The 24,946-nt window shown below is 71.3% G+C and carries 22 protein-coding genes; 13 read left to right on the forward strand and 9 right to left on the reverse strand.

From position 1 onward, the window contains the following. The first annotated feature begins 101 nt into the window (after positions 1 to 101). Positions 102 to 626, forward strand: coding sequence for a DoxX family protein (locus ABZ562_RS22635; RefSeq protein WP_361482724.1), 525 nt, complete (start codon positions 102 to 104; stop codon positions 624 to 626). 119 nt (positions 627 to 745) lie between these two features. After that, on the forward strand, positions 746 to 1,297 hold the full coding sequence (locus ABZ562_RS22640) for a hypothetical protein (RefSeq protein WP_361482565.1): 552 nt from the start codon (positions 746 to 748) through the stop codon (positions 1,295 to 1,297). A 78-nt stretch (positions 1,298 to 1,375) separates the two neighbouring features. Here the strand turns inward: ABZ562_RS22640 and ABZ562_RS22645 are convergent, their stop codons facing one another. Continuing rightward, positions 1,376 to 1,618: a hypothetical protein gene (locus ABZ562_RS22645; protein ID WP_361482568.1), complete on the reverse strand. Its 243-nt coding sequence runs from the start codon at positions 1,616 to 1,618 to the stop codon at positions 1,376 to 1,378. Between the two features lie 129 nt (positions 1,619 to 1,747). Here ABZ562_RS22645 and ABZ562_RS22650 point away from each other — a divergent pair, with 129 nt between their 5' ends. Next, positions 1,748 to 2,209: an Lrp/AsnC family transcriptional regulator gene (locus ABZ562_RS22650; protein WP_361482571.1), complete on the forward strand. Its 462-nt coding sequence runs from the start codon at positions 1,748 to 1,750 to the stop codon at positions 2,207 to 2,209. 27 nt (positions 2,210 to 2,236) lie between these two features. Here the strand turns inward: ABZ562_RS22650 and ABZ562_RS22655 are convergent, their stop codons facing one another. Next, positions 2,237 to 3,004: a FadR/GntR family transcriptional regulator gene (locus tag ABZ562_RS22655; RefSeq protein WP_361482574.1), complete on the reverse strand. Its 768-nt coding sequence runs from the start codon at positions 3,002 to 3,004 to the stop codon at positions 2,237 to 2,239. Then, positions 3,001 to 4,464: an amidase gene (locus tag ABZ562_RS22660; protein WP_361482577.1), complete on the reverse strand. Its 1,464-nt coding sequence runs from the start codon at positions 4,462 to 4,464 to the stop codon at positions 3,001 to 3,003. The genes ABZ562_RS22655 and ABZ562_RS22660 overlap by 4 nt, the downstream gene beginning before the upstream one ends. A 123-nt stretch (positions 4,465 to 4,587) precedes the next feature. Here ABZ562_RS22660 and ABZ562_RS22665 point away from each other — a divergent pair, with 123 nt between their 5' ends. Genes ABZ562_RS22665 through ABZ562_RS22700 form a run of 8 tightly spaced genes read left to right on the forward strand, consistent with a single transcriptional unit; the run spans position 4,588 to position 13,251 of the window. Next, positions 4,588 to 5,661 carry an isocitrate/isopropylmalate dehydrogenase family protein gene (locus ABZ562_RS22665; protein ID WP_361482580.1) on the forward strand — a complete coding sequence of 358 codons (1,074 nt, stop codon included), beginning with the start codon at positions 4,588 to 4,590 and terminating at the stop codon, positions 5,659 to 5,661. A gap of 5 nt (positions 5,662 to 5,666) precedes the next feature. Further along, entirely contained in the window at positions 5,667 to 7,181 is a 1,515-nt protein-coding gene (locus ABZ562_RS22670) for an ABC transporter substrate-binding protein (protein ID WP_361482583.1), read from the forward strand. 16 nt (positions 7,182 to 7,197) lie between these two features. Further along, positions 7,198 to 8,148 (forward strand): ABC transporter permease, encoded by a 951-nt coding sequence (locus ABZ562_RS22675; RefSeq protein ID WP_361482586.1) that lies wholly within the window; start codon positions 7,198 to 7,200, stop codon positions 8,146 to 8,148. Beyond that, positions 8,145 to 9,023: an ABC transporter permease gene (locus ABZ562_RS22680; RefSeq protein ID WP_361482589.1), complete on the forward strand. Its 879-nt coding sequence runs from the start codon at positions 8,145 to 8,147 to the stop codon at positions 9,021 to 9,023. The genes ABZ562_RS22675 and ABZ562_RS22680 overlap by 4 nt, the downstream gene beginning before the upstream one ends. Beyond that, complete coding sequence (locus ABZ562_RS22685) at positions 9,020 to 10,081, forward strand: ABC transporter ATP-binding protein (protein ID WP_361482592.1); 1,062 nt, start codon at positions 9,020 to 9,022, stop codon at positions 10,079 to 10,081. The genes ABZ562_RS22680 and ABZ562_RS22685 overlap by 4 nt, the downstream gene beginning before the upstream one ends. After that, the gene (locus tag ABZ562_RS22690; protein ID WP_361482595.1) at positions 10,074 to 10,946 is read left to right on the forward strand and encodes an ATP-binding cassette domain-containing protein; all 873 of its coding nucleotides are present in this window, start codon (positions 10,074 to 10,076) and stop codon (positions 10,944 to 10,946) included. The genes ABZ562_RS22685 and ABZ562_RS22690 overlap by 8 nt, the downstream gene beginning before the upstream one ends. A gap of 5 nt (positions 10,947 to 10,951) precedes the next feature. Then, complete coding sequence (locus ABZ562_RS22695) at positions 10,952 to 12,445, forward strand: aldehyde dehydrogenase family protein (RefSeq protein ID WP_361482598.1); 1,494 nt, start codon at positions 10,952 to 10,954, stop codon at positions 12,443 to 12,445. Positions 12,446 to 12,453: 8 nt separating this feature from the next. Beyond that, positions 12,454 to 13,251, forward strand: a complete 798-nt coding sequence (locus tag ABZ562_RS22700) for an SDR family oxidoreductase (RefSeq protein ID WP_361482727.1) — start codon at positions 12,454 to 12,456, stop codon at positions 13,249 to 13,251. Between the two features lie 81 nt (positions 13,252 to 13,332). Here ABZ562_RS22700 and ABZ562_RS22705 read toward each other — a convergent pair whose 3' ends face one another. The 3 genes from ABZ562_RS22705 to ABZ562_RS22715 form a co-directional block, all read right to left on the reverse strand. Beyond that, complete coding sequence (locus ABZ562_RS22705; protein ID WP_361482600.1) at positions 13,333 to 15,600, reverse strand: arylsulfatase; 2,268 nt, start codon at positions 15,598 to 15,600, stop codon at positions 13,333 to 13,335. Between the two features lie 100 nt (positions 15,601 to 15,700). Next, positions 15,701 to 16,684: a formylglycine-generating enzyme family protein gene (locus ABZ562_RS22710; RefSeq protein ID WP_361482603.1), complete on the reverse strand. Its 984-nt coding sequence runs from the start codon at positions 16,682 to 16,684 to the stop codon at positions 15,701 to 15,703. A 50-nt stretch (positions 16,685 to 16,734) separates the two neighbouring features. Beyond that, positions 16,735 to 17,706: an AraC family transcriptional regulator gene (locus tag ABZ562_RS22715; protein ID WP_361482606.1), complete on the reverse strand. Its 972-nt coding sequence runs from the start codon at positions 17,704 to 17,706 to the stop codon at positions 16,735 to 16,737. A gap of 81 nt (positions 17,707 to 17,787) precedes the next feature. Between ABZ562_RS22715 and ABZ562_RS22720 the strand changes: the two genes are divergently transcribed. Next, positions 17,788 to 18,639 carry an NAD(P)H-binding protein gene (locus ABZ562_RS22720; protein ID WP_361482609.1) on the forward strand — a complete coding sequence of 284 codons (852 nt, stop codon included), beginning with the start codon at positions 17,788 to 17,790 and terminating at the stop codon, positions 18,637 to 18,639. Here ABZ562_RS22720 and ABZ562_RS22725 read toward each other — a convergent pair. The 3 genes from ABZ562_RS22725 to ABZ562_RS22735 are packed head-to-tail and all read right to left on the reverse strand — an operon-like array spanning position 18,597 to position 23,298. After that, positions 18,597 to 19,904, reverse strand: a complete 1,308-nt coding sequence (locus ABZ562_RS22725) for an MFS transporter (protein ID WP_361482612.1) — start codon at positions 19,902 to 19,904, stop codon at positions 18,597 to 18,599. The two genes, ABZ562_RS22720 and ABZ562_RS22725, sit on opposite strands and share 43 nt — an antisense overlap. Further along, positions 19,901 to 21,916, reverse strand: a complete 2,016-nt coding sequence (locus ABZ562_RS22730) for a PEP/pyruvate-binding domain-containing protein (protein WP_361482615.1) — start codon at positions 21,914 to 21,916, stop codon at positions 19,901 to 19,903. Before ABZ562_RS22730 ends, ABZ562_RS22725 begins: the two co-directional genes overlap by 4 nt. Next, complete coding sequence (locus tag ABZ562_RS22735; protein ID WP_361482618.1) at positions 21,916 to 23,298, reverse strand: ATP-grasp domain-containing protein; 1,383 nt, start codon at positions 23,296 to 23,298, stop codon at positions 21,916 to 21,918. Before ABZ562_RS22735 ends, ABZ562_RS22730 begins: the two co-directional genes overlap by 1 nt. A gap of 354 nt (positions 23,299 to 23,652) precedes the next feature. Between ABZ562_RS22735 and ABZ562_RS22740 the strand changes: the two genes are divergently transcribed. Then, entirely contained in the window at positions 23,653 to 24,939 is a 1,287-nt protein-coding gene (locus ABZ562_RS22740; protein WP_361482621.1) for a PAS domain-containing protein, read from the forward strand. The last annotated feature ends 7 nt before the right edge of the window (positions 24,940 to 24,946 follow it).

Raw genomic sequence — 24,946 nt, forward strand, 5'->3', positions numbered from 1 at the left:
AACATAGGGCTCATATCCCTTATCCGGCTCGGTGGCCGCACACCGAACCCCGACGCGACGAGGGCGCCATGTCGTACTACGACGACGAGAACACTCCCCCGATGGGTACGCCCGTCCACGCCTCCCCCAGGAGCGCGCCGGGCGTCCTGCGCGCTCATGACGCCGGCCTGCTGGTGGTACGGCTCGGGGTGGGGCTGATCGTCGCCGCGCGGGGGGCGCAGCATCTGTTCGGCTGGTGGGACGGGCTCGGGATCTCCCGGACCGCCGTGGAATTCGCCCACCTCGGCTACCCGGCGCCCCGGGCGATGGCCGTCTGCGCGGGGCTCACCGAAACCCTGGGCGGGCTGGGGCTCGCCGTGGGGCTGCTCACGCCGCTGGCCGGAGCCGCCGTGGCGGGCACGATGGCCAACGCGGTCGCCGCCACCTGGAAACTCGGACTCTTCGGCGGATTTGAGTTTCCGCTGCTCATCGGCGTCTGCGCGGCCGGGCTCGCGCTGACCGGGTCGGGCCGGATCGCCATCGACGCGCTCATTCCGGGCCTGCGGTCGCAGCGGATCGGCTACGGTGTGGCAGCGCTCGTCCTCGCGGCGATCCTGGCGACGGTCACGATCCTGCTGCGCACCTGACGCGGCGCCCCGATCCGTCCGGCTTCCGGTGAACGGGGCGCGGCGGTTGTCCGTATGGCTCTGTACGCGCCCTGGCAGGCGGGGCGCGGACGCGATAGAACCCTACGGAGGACCAGCTCATGAGTGAACGGTTCACTCCTCCCATCCAAGCCCTTCCGGACGGGGATGCCGAAGTCCGTCTGGTGCTCCATCTGCCGTGGGACGTGGTGTCCGCACTGGGTCAGGAGGCCGGGCGGCTGGCCGCCCAGATGCACCGGCCGGTGAGCCTGGACGAGGCGGTCAGCCACCGGCTGCGCACCCAGGCCATGGGCGCGGCCTACGCCAAGCCGCCCCAGCTGGAGCGGAACCAGCCCGCGCCCACCCCGTCCCCCTCGGCGCAGCCCGCGCCCCGCTCCCCCGGCGAACAGGCCCGCCAGGCCATCGACAAGATCAACGGTTCCGCTCCCTCCCCCAACGGCGGTCAGAACGGGGCCACGCACGGCGGGGCCGGTCAGGGCGGCTCGCAGAGCGGCACCGAGACCTCCGGCCCGCCGCCCGGCGCCACCACCGCGGACACCCCGCCCGCCGACCGCGGAATCCTGGAACGCCCCGCCCGGGCCACCGGCCCGGTGAACGGCACCGGGCACGGCCCGGGGTCGCTGAACGGCACGGCCGCCGAGATGCCGAGATGAGCGCCACGGCGTAGCCGCCGTACGCGTGAGGGTGCCGTCCGGCGCGGACGGCACCCTCACGCGTACGGCAGCCGCCCCTCAGACGACCTTGACGACGTCGAGCGACCGGTTCAGGAAATCGACGAGCTGCCGCACCCTGATCTCGTCCGCCGTGTCCACCTCGATGGTGATCCTCCGCAGCCCGTCGACGGGCGCGGCGACGTCCATGGTGAGCAGGTCGAACTGGCGGTGCGCCAGGATCGAGGCGACCCGGGCCACCGCCAGGGGCACGGCGGCGACATCGAGGCGCAGGAGCGTTGCTGAGTGTGGTGCGGCTGGCATGAGGACACGGTTTCAAGGGTCCGGGCCGCGCACAACAAAAGTGCGCACAGCGATGCGCGGACGCTCTTTGCGGGAAGACCACCCGGGCGGGGAGTGACCGTTGTGGGAAGTGCCGCTTACACTTGCGGCATGTCGGCACCCGTACATCTCGACTCGGTCGATCTGCGGATCCTGGAGTTGTTGCGAGCCGACGGGCGGCGCACCGTTCGCGACATCGCACGCCTGGTGCAGCTCTCCCCGGCGCCGGTCCGGCGGCGCATCGCGCGCCTGGAGGAGTCGGGGGTCATCACCGGCTACACGATCACCACGGACCAGGCCAAGCTCGGCCAGGGCCTCCAGGCCGTCACCGAGCTGCGATTCACGGGGGACACGGACATCCACGACATCGTGGAGTTCGCGTCGACGCTGCCGGAGGTCGACGAGGTGCTGACGCTCACCGGCGATGTGGACGCGCTCGTCCGGCTGCACGTCGACAGCGTCGACGACCTGCAGAAGGTGGTCAACCGGCTGCGCCGTAAGGGCGCCGGTGTGCTGCAGACGAAGACGCTGATCGTCATCGACTCCTGGCAACGCGGCACGCCCGTGCCCTGAGCGGGTCAGGGCACGGTGCGGGACCGCTCAGGCCTCTTCGTCGTCCATGAGCGCGAGCAGCGGCTCCCGCTCGTCCTCGGGGACGTAGACGGCGTAGTACTCGTAGAGCTTGCGCCGCGAGATGCGGGCCGCCGCCGGGCCGTCCCCCTGCCGGATCGCCTCCAGCACCTCCTGGTGGTGCTGGAGCGACTCGCGCATGAGCGCCGTGCTGTTGTGCGCGTGGACGACCTTGTCCGAGATCAGGGTGAGGACGGCGCCCCGGACCACCTGGTTGCAGACCTCGATGAGGGAGTTGCGGCTGGCCACCGCCACCGCCTCGTGGAAGGCGATGTCCGCCTTGCTGAACTCCTCGTACCCGGTCTCGATCGCCTCCGACATGACGGCGAGCGTCCGTTCCATGGCGGCCAGCTCCTCCTCGGAGCGCAGCCGGGCCGCCAGCAGGCTCGCCGACCCGTCGAGGATCATGCGGAACGAGATCAGCTCGGCCATGGACATGTTGTCGAACTGGACGAGCCGGGTCATCTCCTTGGTCAGACCGGCCGGTGAGAACGGAAGGATCTCCGGGCCGTGGGGATCCCCCGGGCGCGAGCGGACGAGTCCGTTGCTCTCCAGCACGCGCAGGGCCTCCCGCACGGTGGGCCGGCTCGCCCCGAACTGTGTCACCAACTCCCGCTCGCTCGGCAGCCGCTGACCGGGCTTCAGGTCACCCCGCGCGATCGCCTGTTCGATCTGCTCGACGATGCGCTGGTAGAGCCGTACCGGCGAGACCTGCCGGAACTGTGCCCCGTCGCTCAAGGCTTCTCCCCTTCGGGCGTGGTCGATGTGGTCTTCTTCTCCCCCGTGGACGCCCCGAGGGCGTGGTCCGGCCAGTGCGGGACCGCCTCGGCAGGCCGGTTCCGTTCGTACCATGCCGCCGCCCGCAGGACGCCGAGATCGTCGAAACGGCGGCCCGAGATCTGCACCCCGATGGGCCGGTGGTCGGTCGTGAAACCGCAGTTGACGGTGGCCGCGGGCTGTCCCGACATGTTGTACGGCGCGGTGAAGCCGATGTGCGCCATGGTCTTCGCGTCCCCCGGGAACGGCATGGGCCGCTCGGCGGGGAACGCCGCCACCGGGGCGACCGGCGAGAGCACCAGGTCGTAGGGGAGCGTCGCCGCCACGGTCCGCGCCTGGATGCGCATGATCTGCTGGTAGCACTGGAGGACCTTCGTGCCGGGGATGTCCGCGCCGCCCTGACACCATCGGATGATGTGGGGGTGGACGCGCATCCGGGCCTCGGGGGTCAGCTCGCGGAAGTCGTTCCAGGACCGCACCCGCCAGAACAGGTCCAGGTCGTCCAGGAGCTCTTGGGTCATGAACCGCTCGACGGGCTCCACGACGGCTCCCGCCGCCTCGAAGACCTCGGCCGCGTGGTTCACCGCGGCCAGGATCTCGGCGTCGCACGGCTCCCCGCAGCCCGCCTCCAGGTGGACCCCCACCCGCAGTCCGCGCACCTCACCGTCCAGCGCCGACCAGTCGATGTCCTGCGGCGGCAGGCTCGACCAGTCCCGGGGGTCCGGCCGGCTCAGGATCCGCATGAACAGGGCCGCGTCCGCCACGGTGCGGGTCAGGGGACCGGCCGCGCGCCCCAGGTACGGGGCGTCCAGCGGGATCCGCCCGTAGCTGGGCTTGAGCGTGGCGAGGCCCAGCCAGGTGCCCGGCAGCCGGATCGACCCGCCGATGTCGGTGCCGACGTGGAGCGGGCCGTATCCCCCGGCGGCCGCCGCCCCCGCGCCGGAGCTGGAACCGCCGGTGGTCCAGTCGGGGTTCCAGGGGCTGCGCGAGATGCCGTGACGGCTGGAGACCCCGGAGGAGAGCATGCCCCAGTCCGGCATCACGGTCGACCCGAGGATCACCCCGCCGGATTCCAGGACCCGCGCGGTGATGGGCGCGTCCGCCTCGGGGAGGACCGGCTCGGTGCCCGCGTTGCCCGAGGGCATGGGCACGCCCCTGCGGGCGACGTTCTCCTTCAGGGTCACCGGCACGCCGTCGATGAGCCCGAGCGGTTCGCCCGCGGCCCACCTGGCCTCGCTGGCCTGCGCCGCCTTGCGGGACTCGTCCGGATCGCGCACCCAGAACGCGTTGAGCACACCCTCCCGCGCCTCGATCACCGACTGGACGGCGTCGTGCACCTCGACCGGCGACAGCGTGCGGTCGGCGAATCCGGCGACCATCTCGACGGCCGGTATGGCGGCCAGGTTCTGTTCCGTGAGCACCCGCACTCTCCTTCGGTCGCGATACCCGTGGCGCTCGAACCCTTGACAGGAACAGCTTCAGTCGCCACGGTACCTGGCAAGTGAGCTTACTGGTCAGGCCAGTCATAGCGGAAGGTGGCGTCGATGACGCGGAACACCACAGTCGTACGGCTCGCGGTCATTCCGGGCGACGGAATCGGCCCGGAGGTCGTCGCGGCGACCGTGCCCGCGATCCGGGCCGCCCTGGAGGCCGACGGCCACCGGCTCGATGTGACCTCGTTGGACTGGGGAGGCGAGCGGTTCCTCCGGCAGGGGGCGGCGATGCCGGCCGACGCGGCCGACCAGGTCAAGAAGACGGACGCCGTGCTGTTCGGCGCCGTCGGACGCCCCGACGTGCCCGAGCACGAACTGGTCCGGGGCCTGATCATCGGGCTGCGGCAGCAGCTCGACCTCGCCGTGAACCTGCGCCCGGTGCGCGCGTTCCCCGGCGTCCCCACCAAGGTGCGCGACACCGATGGCGTGGACCTGGTGATCGTGCGCGAGAACACCGAGGGCGAATACGTCGGCGCCGGCGGGGTGGCGCACGCGGGCAGCGGACACGACCTCGGCATCGAGGTCGCCGTGCACTCCCGCCGGGTCATCGAGCGGGCGGCGCACCAGGCGTTCGGCCTGGCCGGCCGGCGGTCGGGCCGCCTGTGCCTGGTGACCAAGTCCAACGCGATGCGGTACGGCTATCCGCTGTGGGACCGGGTGGTGCGCGAGGTCGGCGAGCGGTATCCGCAGGTGGAGCTGGAAACCGTGCTGGTCGACGCGATGGCCGCCCGTATGATCCAGGCGCCGCGCTCCCTCGACGTGCTGCTCGCGAGCAACCTGTTCGGCGACATCCTCTCCGATCTCGCCGCGGTGCTCGCCGGTGGTATGGGCATGGCGCCCAGCGCCAACGTCCTTCCGGGCGCGGATGTGCCGGGCATCTACGAACCGGTCCACGGCTCCGCGCCCGACATCGCCGGGAAGGGCGTGGCGAATCCGGTGGCCTGCATGCTCTCCGGCGCGATGCTGCTCGACGACCTCGGGCACACCACCGCGGCGCGCCGCATCCGGGAGGCGGTGGCGGACACCTTGCGAGATACCAGGCACCACACGGCCGATCTCGGCGGCAACGCCACCACGGCGGACGTCGCAACAGCCGTTCTGCACGCGATGGAAGGCCAGGAGTAGCACGGATGAGACTTCACAAGCGGCCGGCGCGGCGCCCCGGGGCGATAGCGGCCATGCTCGCATGCCTGCCGCTGGCAGCCTGTTCGGCCGGGTCCACGGCAACCGGCGGCGCGGGGAAGAACTCCCTGAACATCGGCCTCACCGCCGAGCCGGCCAATTTCGACTTCACCAGGACCGAAGGTGCCGCCATTCCGCAGGCACTGCTCAACAACGTCTACGAGAACCTGGTGAAGCTGGACCAGTCCGGAAAAATCCGGCCCCAACTGGCCACGTCCTGGAGCCTGTCCAAGGACCGCAGGACGTACACGTTCCACCTGGTGAAGAACGCCACGTTCAGCAACGGCGCACGGTTCACGGCCGCGGACGCCGCATTCTCCATCGAACGCGTCAAGACCGACTGGACGCTGGTGCAGAAGACCCAGATGGATGTCGTGGACTCGGCGCGGGCGGTGTCGCCCACTGAACTCAAGGTCACCCTGAAGAGGCCGAGCAACGACTGGCTGTACCGGATGACCACCCGCGTCGGCGCGATGTTCAGCCGGACCGGCGTGCGCAAGCTGGCCACCGAACCGGTGGGCACCGGCCCGTACGTGGTGAAGAAGTGGAATCGCGGCGACTCGATCACGCTGGCCCGTCGCAACGGCTACTGGGGGCGCGAACCGCACTTCGCGTCGGTCACCCTCAAGTACTTCAAGGACCCGACGGCGATGAACAACGCGCTGCTCACGGGCACCATCAACGTGATCGGCCAGATGCAGTCCCCGGAGTCCCTGTACCGGTTCCAGCACAACTCCAAGTACAAGGTCATCGAGGGCACGACCAACGGCGAGGTGGTCCTCTCCCTCAACAACGGCTCGGGCCCGATGAAGAATCCAAAGGCCCGCCAGGCGGTCCGCTACGCCATCGACCACAAGGCCCTGATGGACACCTGCTGGGCGGGCCGGGGCAAGCTCATCGGCAGCATGGTCCCGCCGACCGACCCGTGGTATCAGAACCTCACGGACCTGTATCCGTACGACCGCGACAAGGCCAAGAAGCTCGTGAAGGAGTCCGGCGAAGCCGGGCGTACGCTGCGGCTGCGGATTCCGACACTGCCGTATGCCACCGCGTGCGGCACCGTGGTCAAGAGCCAGCTGGAACAGGTCGGGTTCAAGGTCAAGCTGGACCAGCTGGAGTTCCCCGCCGCCTGGCTGTCCACCGTCTTCAAGAACGCCGACTACGACATGTCCATCATCGGCCACGTGGAGCCCCGCGACATGCAGACGGTGTTCGGGAACAAGAAGTCCTACATCCGCTACGACAGCCCCACGTTCCGGGCGTTGCTGGCGAAGGCGGACGAGGGCACCCGGGAGCAGCAGATCACCCACATGCGAGCGGCCGCCCGGCTGCTCTCCAAGGACGCGGCAGCCGACTGGCTGTTCCTGCTGCCGAACCTGATGGTGGCGGACAAGGACATCACCGGTCTGCCCGTGAACTCCGTGACCGAGTCACTGGACCTCACCGGCCTGGGCCGGTCCTGAAAGGCGGCGTGAACCAATGATCGTCCGTCTCGTACAGCGGGCCGGGATCCTCCTGGCCAGCCTGGCCGTGAGCTCCGTATTGGTGTTCGCGTTCATGGCGGTGCTGCCGGGGGACCCGGCGCGCGTCGCCCTCGGAACCAGTGCGTCGGACTCGGCAGTGGCGCAACTGCGCGAGCAGTTCGGACTCGACCGGCCACTCGTGGCCCAGTACCTCCACTGGATACACGGGCTGCTGACCTTCGACCCGGGGAACTCCTACATTTCCCAGGCCCCGATCGGTCCGCAGCTCGCCGACCGCCTCCAGGTCACCCTGTGGCTCGTCGGCACCGCCATGGTGATCGCCCTGATCCTGGCCGTCCCCATGGGCACGCTCATGGCCGTGCGGCACCGCAAGCCCTCCGGGCTCCTCCTCTCGGCCGTCTCCCAAGTCGGCGTGGCCGTCCCGGCGTTCCTCGCGGGCATCCTCCTGATCACCGTGTTCGCGGTCGGGCTCGGATGGCTGCCGGCGAACGGCTGGACACCTCCGGTGGAGGATCCGGTGCTGTTCGTCAAACAACTGGCCATGCCCGCGCTGGCCCTCGGCATGGTGCAGGCGGCGGTGCTCACCCGCTATGTGCGCAGCGCCGTGCTCGATGTCCTCCGGGAGGACTATCTGCGCACCGCGCGCGCCAAGGGGCTCCGCCCGACGCGGGCGCTGCTGCGGCACGGGCTGCGGAACGCGTCGGTGCCCGTGGTCACCGTTCTGGCGCTGCAGCTCGCCACGCTGCTGGTGGGCTCCGTCGTCATCGAACGGGTCTTCGTCATCCCCGGGCTCGGCAGCCTGCTGCTGGACAGCGTCGCCAACCGGGACCTCATCGTGGTGCAGGACGTGGTCATGATCATCGCAATGGCGGTGCTGCTGGTGAACTTCGTGGTGGACATGGTCTATCTCCTGATCGACCCGCGGCTCAGGGGAGGTGCGGCATGAGTGCTCTCGACGCCGAGGCCACCGTCGCGTCCGCGGGGCCCGCCGCCCGCCGACGGCGCCGCCCGGTCACGGGCAGCCTCCTGGTGGGCGGGCTCATCGTGGCGCTCGTACTCGGCATGGCGCTGCTGTCCTTCGCATGGACCCCGCACGACCCGACCCTGGTCGATCCGGCGGTGCGGTTGCAGGAGCCGTCGGCCGAGTACTGGTTCGGCACGGACAAGTTCGGCCGCGATGTGTTCAGCCAGATCCTGATCGGCTCGCGCACCACGCTTTTCGTCGGCTTCGTGGCGGTGGGGGTCGCCGCCCTGATCGGGGTGCCCCTCGGCATCCTCGCCGGGATGGGGCCCCGCTGGTTCGGCGAGCTGCTGATGCGCGGCAACGACCTGCTGCTCGCCTTCCCGGCGCTGCTGCTGGCCATCATGTTCGCCGCCGTGTACGGCGCGGGCACGCTGGTCGCGATGATCGCTATCGGCATCGCGTCCATCCCTCATTTCGCCCGGCTGATCCGCGGCGGGACCCTGCAGGTGATGCAGACCGAGTACGTCACCGCCGCACGCGCGGCGGGGCGCGGGCCGTTCGCGATCGCGGTGCGGCACGTTCTGCCAGGCGTCAGCAGTCTCGTCATCGTTCAGGCGTCGGTGGGTTTCGCCATCGCCGTGCTCGCCGAGGCCGCGCTGTCCTTCCTGGGCTTCGGCACCCCGCCGCCCACACCGTCCTGGGGCCGGATGCTCCAGGAGAGCCAGGAGCTGCTGTCCATCGCTCCCCGGCTCGCGGTGTTCCCGGGCGTCGCGATCGCGGTGGCGGTGCTCGGGTTCAACCTGCTCGGTGACGGGCTGCGCGACCGCTTCGACCCCAAGCTGGAGGACCGCCGATGACCCCGGTACCCGAGACGGGACCGGCCGCCGCCGCCCAGGGCTCCCCCGAAGACGTCCTGGCCGTACGGAACCTCGATGTGACCGTGGGCGGCCGCACGCTCGTCGAAGATGTCGGCTTCACCATCAGGGCGGGCGAACGCGTCGGCCTGATCGGCGAGTCGGGCTCGGGCAAGTCGCTGACCGCGCTGAGCGTCATGGGACTGCTCCCCGAGGGGGTCCGTGCCACCGGTTCGGTACGGCTCGCCGGAGTCGGCCACGATCTGGTGGGCGCCGATGAAGGGCGCATGTCCCGGGTGCGGGGCAAGGAGATCGCCATGGTCTTCCAGGAGCCCATGACCGCTCTGAACCCCACCATGAAGGTCGGGCGGCAGATCGCCGAGGTGCTGCTGATCCACCGGACCAGGCCCGACCGGGCGTCCGCCCGCGCCGCCGCCGTGGAACTGCTCGCCCAGGTGGGGCTTCCCGACCCCGAGACCGCCGCCGACGCCTATCCGCACCAGTTCTCCGGCGGTCAGCGCCAGCGGATCGTGCTGGCCATCGCCCTCGCGAACGACCCCGCACTGCTGGTCTGCGACGAACCCACCACCGCGCTCGACGTCACCGTGCAGGCGCGGGTGCTCGACCTGATCGTGCGGGGCGTCCAGGACCGCAGGTCGGCCATGCTCTTCATCACCCACGACCTGGCCGTGGTGGCCACCGCCTGCGAACGGGTCATGGTCATGTACGGCGGGCGGCTGGTCGAGTCCGGCCCGGTCCGGGAGGTGTTCACGCGCCCCCGGCACCGCTACACCCAGGGCCTGATCGGCGCGTCGGACCTGACCGCGGTCGACGACCGAGGGCGGCTGGCCACGATCCCCGGGTCGGTTCCACCGGCGGGGCAGTTCCCCGCCGGATGCGTCTTCAGAAACCGGTGCGCCCAGGCGACCGAGGTGTGCGCCACCCGGCCGGAATGGGTCCCGACCGGGCCGGATTCCGGCCACGCCTGCTTCCACCCGGTACCCGAGAGCGCCGCACCGGGGACCGGCACCCCTGCGAACCTGGAGGCCGGCCGTGGCTGAGCAGCCGACCAGCACCCCCCTCGCGTCCGGTCCGCGGACCGGCCCCGTGGACGCCGTCAGCGTCCGCGACGTCACGCGCGACTACCGACGGGCCCGTACCTCGCTGCGCCATCCCAGTCCGCCGGTGCACGCCCTGCGCGGTGTCAGCTTCACCGTCCCCCAGGGCCAGCGGTTCGGCATCGTGGGCGAGTCGGGATGCGGCAAGTCGACCCTGCTGCGGATCCTGGCCGGGCTCGACCGGCCCACCAGCGGCAGTGTCGCGATCGACGGCCGGGACATCACCGGGCTCCGGGAAAGACAGCTGAAGTTCGTCCGCGAGCGGCTCCAGCTGGTGTTCCAGGACCCGATGAGTTCGCTGGACCCGCGCATGCGCGTCGGCGACATCGTGGCCGAACCGCTGGTCGCGCAGGGGCACGGGAACCGTCGGGAGCGGGTGGCCGAGCTGCTGGAGGCGGTCGGCCTGCGCGCCGACGCGGCGGACCGCTATCCGCACCAGTTCTCCGGCGGCCAGCGGCAGCGCATCTCGATCGCGCGCGCCCTCGCCCCCCGTCCGAAGATCATCGTGGCCGATGAGCCGGTGAGCGCCCTGGACGTGTCCGTACGGGCACAGGTGCTCAACCTCATCGCCGACCTCGTCGAGGAGTTGTCCCTCACGCTGGTCTTCGTCTCCCACGATCTGTCCGTGGTCCGCCATGTGTGCGACCGGGTCGCGGTCATGCACGCCGGACAGATCGTGGAGACCGGGTCCACGGAGCAGGTGTACGAGGACCCGCAGCATTCCTACACACGCAGGCTGATCGCCGCCGTTCCGACCCTGGGCAAGGCACTGTCCGGGGTGTCGGCGGCCGACCTCAACCGGGAGTAGCGACCGTGACCACCCAAGTCCCCTCCGCCGACGGCGCATCCCCCGTGGGGAAGGAGTTCCCCGAGGGCCTTCCCATCGGCGACCACTGGGTCGAGGCAGCCGCCACCGAGGACGTCCGCTTCCCCTACGACGGGACGCTCGTCGCCCGGGCCCCCGTCGGGGACACCGGCCTGGCACGCCGGGCGGTGGACGCGGCCCTGCGGGTACGCGAGCGGGTCGGACGGCTCCCCTCGCACACCCGCAGGGCCGCGCTGCTCGCCACCCACGAGGCCATCACCTCCCGGCGCGCGGACTTCGAGCGGCTTCTGGTGCTGGAGACCGGAAAGCCGCTGGTCGACTGCCGGGTCGAGGTGGATCGCACCCTGCTGACCCTGCTGACCGCGGCCGAGGAAGTGGCCCGGCTGCACGGGGAGACGGTGCCGCTGGACCTGCTGCCGTCGGGCGAGGGACTGCTCGGCTTCTGGACCCGTAAGCCGATCGGTGTGGTGGTGGGCATCGCGGGCTTCAACTACCCGCTGCTGCTCGCCGCGCACAAGATCGCGCCCTCGCTGGCCGCCGGCTGCCCGGTCATCGCCAAGCCCGCCCCGCAGACACCCCTGGCCACCCTGTGGCTGGTGCACCTCCTCCGCGAGGCCCTGAGCGCCCACGACGCGCCGCAGGCGGCGGTGCAGCTGGTGACCGGCGGGCCCGAGGTGGGTGTCGCGCTGACCACCGACCGCCGGATCGGGGCGGTGTCCTTCACCGGTTCCGCCGCCGTGGGCCACCGGATCGCCCGGGACGCCGCCCCCACGAAGGTGCTGCTCGAACTCGGCTCCAACGCCGCCTTGGTGGTGGCCGCCGACGCCGACCTCGACGCCGCCGCCGACGCGGTCGTACGCGGCGGCTACTACGCGTCGGGCCAGGCGTGCATCAGCGTGCAGCGGGTCATCGTGGTGGACGCCGTACGCGAGGAGTTCGTGGCCCGGCTGACGGAGCGAGTCGCCCGGGTGGCCGTGGGCGATCCCCGGGATCCGGCGACGCGTGTCTCGGCACTCATCGACGAGCGGTCGACCGAGCGGGTGCGCGCGTGGCTGGCGGAGGCGGTGGAGGCGGGGGCGTCACTGGCGGCCGGAGGCCGGGTCACCGACGGGGTGATCGAGCCCACCGTACTGCTCGATGTGGACCGCGCCCTCTCCGTCTGGGACGAGGAAGTGTTCGGCCCCGTGGTCGCGGTACGGTCCGTCCCCGACCTGGAGACCGCCTTCGACGTGGTCAACGACTCGCGCTACGGACTGCACGCGAGCGTCTACACCAGCGCCCTGGACACGGCGTTCACCGCTCTCGACCGCCTGGAGGTGGGCGGGGTGGTCGTCAACGAGGTCCCCGGTTTCCGCTCCGACGTCATGCCGTACGGCGGCGTCAAGGACTCCGGGGCCGGTAGGGAAGGCCCGAGGTTCGCCATCGAAGAGCTGACCGTCACCCGTATGGCAGTGATCCGCCCGACGACACAGAAGCCGTGAGGACCACAGTGCAAGCACAGGACCACACCGATCCGGTGGACGCGTACTCCCGCCTGTTCCGGCTCGACGGCCGCAAGGCCGTCGTCGTGGGCGCGGGCAGCGGAATCGGCCGCGAGAGCGCCCTGGCCCTCGCCGCGCACGGCGCCACGGTCGTGTGCGCCGACCGTGACCTGACGGCGGCCACGGAGACGGCGTCGATGGGGCCGGGCCTTTCCCCGCACGCCCTCGACGTGCTCGACGGCGAGGCGGTGGCGCGGGCCGCCGAGGAGCTGGGCCCCGTCGACGTGCTCGTCTTCACCGCGGCGACGAACGTGCGCAAGCCCCTGCTCGACTACACGGCCGAGGAGTTCGAGCGGGTCGTGGCGCTCAATCTGCGCGCCTCCTTCGACCTGGTGCGGGCGTTCGGCCGTGGCATGGCCGCACGCGGCGGCGGAAGCATCATCGGCTTCAGCTCGATCCGCGCGGTGGCCGTCGAGCCGGGACAGGGCGTGTACGCGGCCACGAAGGCGGGCCTGGTCCAGATGCTGCGGACCGCGGCGGCCGAACTGGGCCCCTCGGGGGTGCGGGTGAACACCGTCGCCCCGGGCATCGTGGACACCCCGCTGACCGCGCAGATCAGGGCCGTGCCGGAGTGGTCGGAGGCCTACGCGTCCAAGAGCGCCCTGGGCCGCTGGTCCCGGCCGGACGAGCTGGCCGGTGCCGTCGTCTACCTGGCGTCGGACGCGTCGTCCTTCGTCACCGGCAGCCAGCTCTTCGTCGACGGCGGCTGGACGGCGATCGACGGACGCTATACGCCCCCCAGCTGACAGGCGCCGGGCACACCTCAAGGCCCCTCTTCCGGGTGTTTCACCACCGGAAGAGGGGCCTTGAGATGTCAGGCGCGCGGATCAGTCGATGCGCTCGAAGGGTACGGTGCCCTCTTCGTCCGGCGCGACCGTGAACACGACCTTCTCGAACGCGCCCGTGAACGCGAACTCCCCCTCGTAGTTGGGCGAGGACGGCGACAGGGTGTCCCGGCCGATGTCGAGGCCCTGCCATCCCAGGAAGTGCGGGAGCACCCGCGGAATGTCCTCGCTGCCGACCGGCGTGCCCGACACGTACAGATGGCCGACGCCTCGCATGTCACCGGTCTTGACGAACTCGAAGGTCAGCTCCGCCGGACCGGTCGGGAGTTCCCCGGTCGAGGTCACCGTGTACCGGGTGCCGAGGAAGTTGTACTCGTACACCAGCCGGTTGTCCTTGACGTACAGGACGTATCCGCTGCTGATGTTGCCCAGGGACACCAGGACACCCTCGTCCGAGGTGGCGGCCCGGTCGACGTGGGCGGTGATGCGGTGCGCGCGGTTCATCACCGGTGGTACCGCGGCGATGGGCAGATGGGCCATGCCGGGGTAGTAGGTGAAGGTGCTGCGCCTGCGCGGGGAGCCGGGGCGCGGAATCTTCGCCCGGTAGGCGAATCCGTTGTCGTCCAGCGGCAGCACGTCGTACTTCCCCGCCTCCACCCAGAAGCGGGCGATCATCTTCTGCAGTTGCTCGGGCCGGGTCCGTGCCAGGTCCTTGCACTCCGAGAAGTCGGTGTCGTGGTGGTACAGCTCCCACTCGTCCGCGTCGAAGGACGTACCGCGCTGGTGGAAGGCGACGGCCTTCCAGCCGTCGTGCCAGATGGCGCGGTGCCCGAACATCTCGAAGTACTGGGCCTCCTTGCGCGTCGGCGCGGTCGGCGAGCCGAAGGTGTACGCCATGCTGACGCCGTGGATCGGCAGCTGCGGGATGCCGTTGTAGACCTCGGGCGCCCGCACACCGAGCAGGTCGAAAAGGGTCGGGACGATGTCGTTGACGTGGTGGAACTGCTGCCTGACCTCGCCGGTGCGCGGCAGCCCCCGGGGCCACCGCACGATGAGCGGACAGCGGACACCGCCTTCGTGGGTGTTCTGCTTGTAGCGTTTGAACGGTGTGTTCCCGGCCTGCGCCCAGCCCCAGGGGTAGTTGGCGTGAGCGCGCTCGGTGCCGATGTCATCGATCCGCGCGACCATCTCGTCCAGGTCCTCGGCGATGCCGTTCTGGAACGCGGTGGGGTTGAGCGAACCCTTCTGGCCGCCTTCCTGGCTGGCCCCGTTGTCCGAGAGCAGGATGGTGATGGTGTTCTCCATCTGGCCTATCCGCTCCAGGAACTCCATCAGCCGGCCGATCTGGTGGTCGGTGTGGTCGAGCATCGCCGCGTACGCCTCCTGGAGGCGTACGGACAGCTTCCTCTCGTCGTCCGACAGCTCGTCGAAGGGAACGACCCCGGGGTTGCGCGGCGCCAGCTCGGTGCCGGGCGGCAGGATGCCCCGTTCGATCTGGCGGGCGTGCCGGGTGGCGCGCTCGGCGTCCCAGCCGTGGTCGAAGCGGCCCCGGTACTTGTCCAGGTACTCCTGGGGTGCCTGGTGCGGGGCGTGCGCCGCGCCGAATGCCAAGTACAGGAAGAAGGGCTTCTCCGGGGTGACGGACGTCTGGTCGCGGACGAATTCGATCGACCGGTCGACCAGGTCCTCACTGAGGTGATAGCCCTCTTCCGGGGTCTTCGGCGGGTCCACGGCGTGGTTGTCGTAGAACAGCTCCGGATGGAAGCTGTCGGTCTCGGCTTCCAGGAATCCGTAGTAGCGCTCGAACCCGCGCGACAGCGGCCACTGGGTGTACGGCCCGGACGGGGTGGTCTGCTCCATCGGCGCCAGATGCCACTTGCCCACGGCCATGGTGTTGAAGCCGCTGTCGCGCAGCACCTCGGGCAGGGTCGCGGCGGCCGTGGTGATCCGGCCGCGGCCGCTGGGGAAGCCGGTGTCGAAGTTGGACAGCATGCGCATGCCGACCGAGTGGTGGTTCCGGCCGGTCAGCAGGGAGGCACGGGTCGGCGAACACAGCGTCGTGGTGTGGAAGTTCGCGTAGCGGAGGCCACCGGTGGCGAGGGCGTCCATGGCCGGGGTGTCGATGTCCGAGCCGAAGCAGCCGAGGTCGGAGAAGCCGACGTCGTCGAGCACGATGACCACGACGTTGGGCGTGTCCTCGGGAGGCGTCCGCTGCTCGGGCCACCACGGAGTGGACTCGTCGTAGGTGGTGCCGATCTTGCCTTGGAAGGTCCCGCTCGCGGACGGCGGATGCGGGGAGGCGTTGGTCATGCAGGACGCTCCTATTCCCGAGGAGGCTCCAGTTAACTGGTCTTACCAGTAGGCTGTGCAAGTTTCACCCGCTCCCCTGGCGGTGTCAACCAAGGCGCCGTCAGCGGACCGGTGGCAGGTCCGCCGCGCAGCGGAACCCCATGTGTCCGGTGCTGCTGTCAGGTGTGTTGGAGGTGCGGGCGGCGACGCGGTAGCGGTTGCAGTACGACGCGTGGCACAGATAGGAGCCGCCGCGGATCACCTTCGCCTCCCCCGTGGGAGGCCCGGCCGGGTCCTGGCGGGTCTCCGGGCGGTCGGCGGCGTGCCATGTGGTGCTCCACCAGTCGGAACACCACTCCCACACATTGCCCGATGTGTTGTACAGGCCGAAGTTGTTGGCGCGGTAGGTCTTGACCGGCGCGGTCCCCAGATATCCGTCTTCACCGGTGTTGACTTGCGGAAACTTCCCCTGCCAGATGTTGCAGCGGTGCTTCCCCCGGGGCAGCAGCTCATCGCCCCAGGGAAAGCGGGAGCGTTCCAGACCGCCACGCGCCGCCCTCTCCCACTCGCCTTCGGTGGGCAGGCGCTTGCCCGCCCATGCCGCGTAGGCGGCCGCGTCGCGCCAGGAGACGTGGACGACGGGGTGGTTCTCCAGCTCGGTCCATGACGATCCCGGCCCGTAGGGGGCCCGCCAGCACGCCCCGTCCACCGCGAGCCACCAGGGTGCCTGCGCCACCGTGCCGTCCCGCACCATGCGCCGGGCGCCGGGGTGGACGAGCGCGTAGAACACGAAGGACCAGCCGTAGCGCTCGGCATCGGTCCGGTAGCCGCTGCCGCGCACGAACGCCGCGAACTGCCGGTTGGTGACGGCGGTCGCGTCGATGAGGAACGGCGACAGCCGTACCTCCCGGACCGGGCCCTCGCCGTCCTCGGGAAACGCGTCGGCGTCGTCGCCTCCCATCAGATACGCCCCTCCGGGGATGCGCAGCATGGCGCGCAGCGCTTGGGCCCGGTCGCGCTCCGGTGCCCGGAGCCCCGGCGCGGCGGACGGCTCGGGAATCTCCTGGCCGCCCCCTGAGCTGGGGGCGCAACATGCGCCTGACATGGTTCCTCCGACCGCGGCTGCTGTTCCGTGGGCTCGAGCGTACGGCCCGTTCAGTGTGCCCCGGTGGGTGTCGCGGTCGGCTGCCGGGCTACGGCGGTGGCGGTGCGCCGGAACCCGCTGGGGCTGATGCCCCGGATCCGTTTGAACGCCGCGCTGAAGGCGAACGCGTCGGAGTAGCCCACGGCCCGGGCGATTTCGGCGACGGTGGCGGCCTCGCGCTCGGCCAGCAGGTCCGCCGCGAGCGTCATGCGCCAGCGGGTGAGGTAGGTCAGCGGCGGTTCACCGACCAGTTCGGCGAACCGCTTGGCCAGCGTGGAACGCGACACGCCCGTCCGGTCCGCCAGCGAGGAGACCGTCCAGGGCGCCGCCGGTTCGGTGTGCAGCAGGCGCAGCGCGTCGCCGACCACCGGGTCCCGCTGGGCGGCGTACCAGGCGGGCGGCTCGCCGCCGGGCCGGTCGAAATACTCGCGCAGCGCGCACACCAGCATCCAGTCCAGCAGCCGGTCGAGGACCACCTGCTGGCCCGGGGTGTCGGCGGCCACCTCGGCGGCGAGGTGGTCCCATATGGGATCGGATTCGCCGCCGGGAGGCACCCGCAGCACCACGGGCAGCGCGTCCAGCAGCCTGCGGCTGATCTCGCCGTGCACCGGATAGGCGCCGACGATCAGCGTCGTCGCGCCGTCGGCGGTGTCGCCGCGGTCGTTCCAGCCGCGCCGGTGCCGGGTTCCGCCCTGCTCGGGCGTCGCGCAGTGCTCGCCACACGCGACGGGTTCGGCCCGGGTGCCGACCTCGTCGACGAAGGTGAACGGCGCGGGGCCCCGCACGATGACCGTCTCACCGGCGCGCAGCTCTTCGGGCGGGCGATGCTCCGGCACGATCCAGCCCCCGCCGACGAGGACGGTGCACAACGTCAGCGGCGCGCCGTCCACGAAGCGCAGCGCCCAGGGCGGGGACAGGGTCGAGCTGCCGAACAACGAGCCCTGGGCCCGTACGCCGCGCAAAAGGTCACCGAACGCGTCCATCCCCATGAGGCTAGACGATGGCAAAGGCGATCCGGCTTCTCGCCCATGGATTCGTCCGGGCGGGCGCCGTTGACTGCTGCCATGAGCAACGACAGCGACAGCAACGACACCGTCCTCGTCCTCGGCGCGACCGGCAAGACCGGCCGGCGGGTCGCCGCCCGCTTGCGGCTGCGCGGCACCCGGGTGCGCGCCGCCTCCCGATCCAGCAGGACCCGGTTCGACTGGTCCGACCCCGACGGCTGGGGCCCGGCCCTGCGGGGCGTCACCGCCGCCTACGTGGTGCCGCCGCCCGTGCCGGGCCCGGTGCACGAGTTCGTGGCGCGGGCCGAGGCCGCCGGTGTGCGGCACCTGGTCCTGCTCTCCGGGCACGGCGCCGACACCTGGGGCGACTCCGCGTTCGGGCTGGACATGCGCTCCGCCGAGGACGCTGTGCGCGGCTCGGCACTGGACTGGACCATCCTGCGCCCGTCGAACTTCAACCAGAACTTCGACGAGGACCTCTTCCACGCGCCGCTGGTCGCCGGCGAGTTGGCGCTTCCGGCCGGCGCGGTCCCCGAGCCGTTCATCGACCTCGAGGACGTCGCCGACGTCGCGGCCGCGGTGCTCGCCGACCCCGGCCGGCACGCCGGACGGGTCCACGAGCTGACCGGGCCGCGCGCGCTGACCTTCGCCGAGGCCGTTGAGCTGATCTCCCGGGCCTCCGGTCTGCCCATCGCCTACACCCGCATCTCCCCGGCCGAGTACACCGCGGCGCTGGTGAAGGAGGGCTGGGACGAGGCCGACGCCCATCACGTCACCGAGATGTTCGTGCTGATGGAGCGCGGGGTGATCGCCGGGACGACGGACGGCGTCGCCACCGTGCTGGGACGCCCGCCCCGGACCTTCGAGGACTACGTCCTGCGGGGCGCGGCGGCCGGAGTCTGGCGCCGATGACCCCCGGCGGCCCGTGGCGGGCGGGGGCGCCGTGGCCGTCCGATCAGCACGGCCAGGTGCACGGCGAGCATCACCACAGCGGTCACGGCGGCGCTGTGCCACAGCAGCGCGTCCATCCGGCCCGCCGAGAGGTACGCGCCCGCGGCCACCGCCGCCAGGGCGCACACCGCGCGGTCGATGATGCTCTCCACCGACAGCAGGGTGGCGCGCGGAGCGCCCGGCGGCACCGCGTCGTTCACCAGCTTGCGCTGGATCGGATACGCGAAGCCGGTGACCGCCGAGAACAGGCAGAGCAGCGCCACCGCCGCCACCGGCCCGCCGAGGGTGATCCCGGCCAGGGACACCGCCATCGCCAGGCTCAGGACGGACACCATCGTCAGCGGTTTCAGCTTGCGGCCCAGCCACTGTGGCCGGGCCGCGCCCACGGCCTCGGCCACCGTCACCGCCGCCAGCACGGTGCCGTGCGAGGGCTCCGGAATGCCCTGGTCGATCAGGATCGGCTGGAACAGGTTCACCTGACAGATCCGGGAGAGCGTGAAGACCGCCACGCCCTGCACCATCACCAGGGCCAGCCACGGGGAGCCGCGCAGCCGGCGCAGCGCCCGCCCGGCCTCCCGCCACACCCCCGACCGGCGTGTCCCCGACTCCGCGCCCACCAGCCGGGGCAGGGCCATGGCACAGGCCAGCGACGCTGCTGCGCTGGCCGCGCTGAGGAGGTACGGGGTGGGCCGGGACAGCGCCATCAGGGGTCCCACCAGGGGCCAGCACATGACCTTCGCGGCCAGCCCGAGGGCCCGCGCGGTGCCCTCGGCGCGCAGATAGTGGTCGTTCGCGCCCTCCGCGTGCAGCGCGTCGTAGAGGTAGGCGCTGGCCGCCCCGGAGGTGAGGGAGCGGCCCGCGGCGATGGCGAGGAAGTGGACCAGGAAGCCGGTGTAGTCGGGGGAGACGACCGGGACCAGGTTCGCCGCGGTCATCACCACGGCGCCCGCGCGCAGACAGTTGCGGGCGCCGATCCGGTCGGCCACCAGTCCGGTCGGGATCTCGAACAGGCAGAACGCGATGTAGTAGAGGGACTGGATGCCGAAGATCTGCGCGTCCGAGAGCCCGGCCTGCCGCTGGTAGGCGTAGAAGACCGGCATCCACCACAGCAGGTTGAACAGCAGCTGGAAACCGTTGTTGAGGGCGATGACCCGGCGTGCCCCGGCGGTGAGCGGGGTCCGTTCCTCCGCCGGGGAGCGGCGGAGGAACGGCACACGGCCCTTCACAGCGCGTATGGGCGGAGCTGGACCAGCTTGAAACCGCCCTCTTCGGTCATCAGCCACTCGATGTCCAGCGGATCGTCCGGATCATCCGGATCGTCCGCGAAGTGTGACTGGAGCAGCCGCCCGGTGAGCGCGAGATCCGCCAGCCGCGCCCGGGCCGAGGACGGCAGGTCCTCACCCGAAGAACCGAGGTCCACGGTGCGGCCCCCGCCCTCCACGGTGTTGTAGAGGTACTGCAACGGCAGCGCGGTGCCGTCGACGACGCTCTCGGGCGAACCGGGTGTGCAGTTGATGTAGACGTTGCGGAAGTCCTCGCGCCGCGTGGGGTTGCAGGTGACCAGCACCCCGCCGAGCTCGGCCGGGGTGTACTCCTGCACGATGACGCCCATGTAGGTGTCGTCCAGGGAGATGCCCGCCTCGTGACGGAGCCGGACACTGCGCGGCGACACCAGCGAGGCCCACACCTGCCGTACGGCGTCGAGGAGTTCGTCCGTGCCGTGCACCGTGGTGATGGAGTCGTAGACCCCGGCGGCGGAAAAGCCGGGCAGGTCCTCGGCATTGGAGGAGGACCGCACCACCAGCCGCTTGCGGCACACCCGGTCCGCGAACGGGCCGGTGATCCGCGCGGCCACGTCCTCCGGCACCGGGGTGGCGCGCACCAGCTGCTGGAGGCTCAGGCACAGCGGGTCCAGCACATCGGTGGCTCCCAGCTCCAGCGCCATCTTCAGCTTGCCGATGCCCTGTTGCAGAGCGGGCGAGGAGATCAGGAAGCGGTGCTGGAGGGCGAACGGCAGCGCCACGCCGTCGGGCGCGGTGACGGTGTCCGCCACGAACTCCGAGGCCGCCTGGCGCAGCGCCTCGGGGTCGGCGGACGCGGTCAGACGGGAGGCGAGATGGCCGTACAGGTCCTTCCGGGGCGGCCGGGCGCGGCCGTAGAAGGCGGTGAGATCGGCGGTGCGGCTGTCCAGCACATGGTGGAGTTCACCGAGGTTGGCGGCCTTGGTGCCGTAGCGGTCGCGGTCCTCGCGGCGCAGCCGGCGCAGTTCCAGGACGGGGATGTCCTCCAGCAACGGCGGCTCCAGCCGAATCCGCTGCTGGTGCCACGCGGGCTCGTCCAGCTCCGGGACCTCGTGCAGCCGGGCCAGGCTCACGTCGTCGTCCCGGACCCGGTAGCGCACCCACGCCCCGTCCAGCTCCTCCGACTCCACCAGCCGGGCCATGTCGCGCACGATGGCGTTCGGGATGCCCCAGCCGGAGGCCAGCACATTGGTGTGGGACAGCGGGGTGATGGGGGCGGCGTTGATGAATCCGGCCACCCGTGGCACATCGTCGGGCAGACGGTCCATGGCCACGATGTCCGACCAGTCGAGGTCCCCGGCGTGCTCGCGGTACTCCTCGAGCGAGGCGAACCAGCGGAGGCGGCCGATGGCCTCCCCGGTGTTCAGCGGGGTGCGGGGGCGGCTGACGAACAGCTCGTGGCTGAGGATCCGCGGCAGCGTCACGTCGCTCACGGGGGCGAGTGCCGCCTCCTGGCCGTGGTTGGCGGGTTTCAGCAGCAATGGCAGCCGACCGTCCACCCGCTCCCGGACGAAGTCGTAGAACTCCTGGAGCAGGGCGCCGTCCATGGTGTCGGCCTCGGTGGTCTCCAGAACCAGGAACGGCCGGTCCCGGCCCTCGGTGTCCTCGTCGGCGTGCAGCGACAGCACACCGAGCAGGAAGCGGCGGCCGGGGTCGGTGTACACCGAGGCGTTGAACGCGTCGAGCCCGGCGTCGAGTTCGTCCAGGTCCATCCCGAGGATGCGGGTGGCCACATAGTTGACGTGGAAGGGGTGGACGGCGGTGTCCAGCAGATGCCAGGTGTGCTCGGTGCGGTCGACCACCACCTTCAGATACGGGTGTCCGGCCAGCACTCCGGACAGCGACCGGAACAGCGGCAGCGACAGGTTCTCGCCGACCACGGTGGCATCGGTGCCGGGCGCGGTGGCCGGGCTGGAAAGCGCGCTGATGGCGGTCATCACGGCCTCCCGGTGGCCGGGACGGGCGGCAGGACGGTGGGCAGGGCGTCGTTGAGCCTTTCGAAGTCACGTATCACCGTGACCGGATCGTCGGCCACCAGCAGACACAGCGCCGCCATGGTGTTCGCGCCCGCCGCCGGGTCGTAGACCGGCACCGGGGTGCCGTCCGGCAGCGAGTGCCCGGCCACCTGCGTCAGCCGCGCCCCGGTGGAGATCAGTCCGGAGCGCTGGACGGCGTCGAAGTCCCACAGCCGCCGATCCGGCCACGGCACGCCCGAGCCGTCCACGGCCAGCACCACCAGCGAGCCGGCCGCGCCCTTGGCGTCCGCGGCGCCCAGCACCGAACCGGGCCCCGGATCGGGCCAGTCGACCTCGCGGCCGAGCAGCCGGTCGACGAGCATGCCGATGACGTCCACCCCGAAGACCTCCTCGATCTGGGGGACGGTCATCGCGCCACCGAACCGGGCGGCGGTCTCGATGACCCACATCCGTCCGTCGGCGCCCAGCTTGATCTCGGTGTGGGTGCCGCAGGTGCGCAGGCCGAGCGCGTCCACGGCGGCCGTCGTCAGCTCCACCACCGTGCGCTGGGCGTCCTCGGGGAGCAGGGCGGGGGTGATTCCGGCGCGCTCGGTGAACGGCTCGACGGTGGGCATCCGCCCGCTCAGGCACACCGGGTGATAGACGCCCTCGGCCACGACGCCCTCGACGCTGACGTAATCGCCCCAGCCCGGCTCCTCGAACCAGTCGGCGGCCGTGCCCGTCACGATCTCCTCGACGAGGAAATCGGCGTCCGCCCCGGCCACATGCAGCTCGGCGTAGCCCTGGCGGGCGGAGTCCTCCATCACCTCACGGGCCCGGGACCAGGCGGGCGCGATGTCCTCCGGGCCGCGCAGGATCTGATGGGCGGTGGACCCGGCGCTCCAGGCCGCCTTCATCAGCATCGGGTACGGGATCTCGGCGGCGGCCTCGTGCAGGTCGCGCTCGGTGGCCACGGAGCGGAACCGTGGCTGGGGCACCCCGTGCGCGTCCCAGGTGCGGCGCATCATCCGCTTGTCCCGGGCCAGCACGCAGTGTGCGCCGGCCCCGGCGAGACCCAGCCGCTCGCAGGCGTCCGCCACCGCCACCACGGCGTACTCGGACGGGGTGAACACCGCGTCGGCGCCGACGGCCTGTGCCTGAGCCGTGATGAGCGCGACGAGGTCCTGGGACGCGGTGTCCACGGGGGTGATCACCGAGGCGCACAGCCGGGTGACCACCTCGCGGGCGGAGGGCGGAAGGGGACTGAGCACGAGCAGATGCACTTCGGCCTTCGCGGCGACCCGGGACAGCGCGTATTCCAGCGGCGGCCCGCCCTTGGCGTAGACAAACAGCACCTTACTCACAGACAACGACTCCTCGGTTCAGAGTTTCTCGATGGCTCAGCGAGAACCGGCGGGCCGGCACATCCGCCGCGATCCGGGCCCGTCAAGCGAACCAGTCGGGCATGACGCGTACCCCCCGAATCAGGGGTGGGCGCTCAGGCAAATGCCTGAGTGTCACGAGAGGCTCACCGTGAGCGAGACCGCCGGGCATGAGTTTCGGCCCTTCTCCGCACGTTTCGCGTTCCGGCTGGTTACGCCGCATGTGAGCGCGGGGCCTGGGCAATCCTTGGTCATGCCTCCGGCCGTCCGCACCCGGAGGCCGGACCGGAAAGGCGACTGGTGTCCGATATGGGCCTGAGTACGCTGCTCGAGCGCATGCCCGTGTCATGGTGGGAAGCCGATGAGGGGCTGCGCATCGTCAACTGCGGCGGGGGCGCCTTCCACGACCCCGGCACCGCACAGCGGTTCGTCGACAGTCTCGGCGGCACGGCCGACGCCGCGCCGGAAGGGGCGGCCGCCGAGGGCCGGGAGCCGGGGATCGACCGCCGCCAGGTCCGGTTCGGCGGGCGGCTGTTCGACGTCACCTCCTACTCCGGCCGACTGGCCGGTGACGGCCGGGGCGGGGTCAGCGGGCTCGCGGTGGACATCAGCGCCCTGGAGCTCGGACACCACGGCTACGCCGCGTTCACCGACTTCGCCGACTTGACGCCCGCCGCGGCGTTCATCCGCGACGCCCGCGGCCGCTACCTGTGGGCCAACCACGCCTACGCCCATCTGTACGGCACCACCCCCGACGCCGTGATCGGCAGCAGCGTCACCGATGTCGACGCCCCCGAGGACGTGACGGCCTTCCAGACCCTGGACCGGCAGGTGCTCAGCTCGGGCAAACCGGTGCGGCACACCATCGGCTACCACCGCCCCGACGGCTCACCCGGGCGCGCGGTCGGCCACCGCTTCCCGGTGGCCGAGGGCGGCCAGACCTGTGTGGCCGGGATCTACATCGACATCACCGACTACACCCTCGCCCTGAGCCGGCGGCGCGCCGCCGAGGAGGACCTGCAGGCGCTCACCGAACACAGCGGTCTGCCCTGCGCCCTGCTCTCGCCGGGCGGCCGGATCCGCCGGGTCAGCGCCTCGGCCGCGGAACTGCTCCGGGTCCCTGTGCCCGATCTGCTCGGCCACCCCGCCCACCGCCATCTGGCCCCCGCCGAGGACCTGGCCGGACTGCGCCACGCCTGGCGGGATCTGGTGAACCGGCGCCGGCGCCGGTTCCAGACCTCCGCGGTCTTCCTCGACGCCCGGGGCGACGAGTGGCGGGCCCAGGTGCTGCTCACCGCCGTCAGCAGCGGTTCGCGGCGGGCCCGCGGCGTCTGGGCGGTACTCCCCCGCCACACCCTGCCGCACCCGCCGCTGCCACCGCTCACCGCGGCGCAGTTGCGCATCCTCACCCTGCTGTCCGCCGGGCACGGCAACAACGAGATCGCCGCCTCGCTCCGGCTCTCCCGGCAGACCCTGGACTACCACCTCGGCCGGCTGCGGGAGTTGCTGGCGGCACCCACCCGGCTGGCGCTGGTCAGCCGGGCGTACGTACTGGGCATCCTCGATCCGCAGGCGTGGCCGCCGCGCTCGGCCGCCGGCTGCCGCCCGGCCGGTCCCTGCTGACGGGTCC

Origin of the sequence: Streptomyces sp. NPDC019937, from assembly GCF_040631655.1 — a bacterium.
GTDB lineage: Bacteria > Actinomycetota > Actinomycetes > Streptomycetales > Streptomycetaceae > Streptomyces.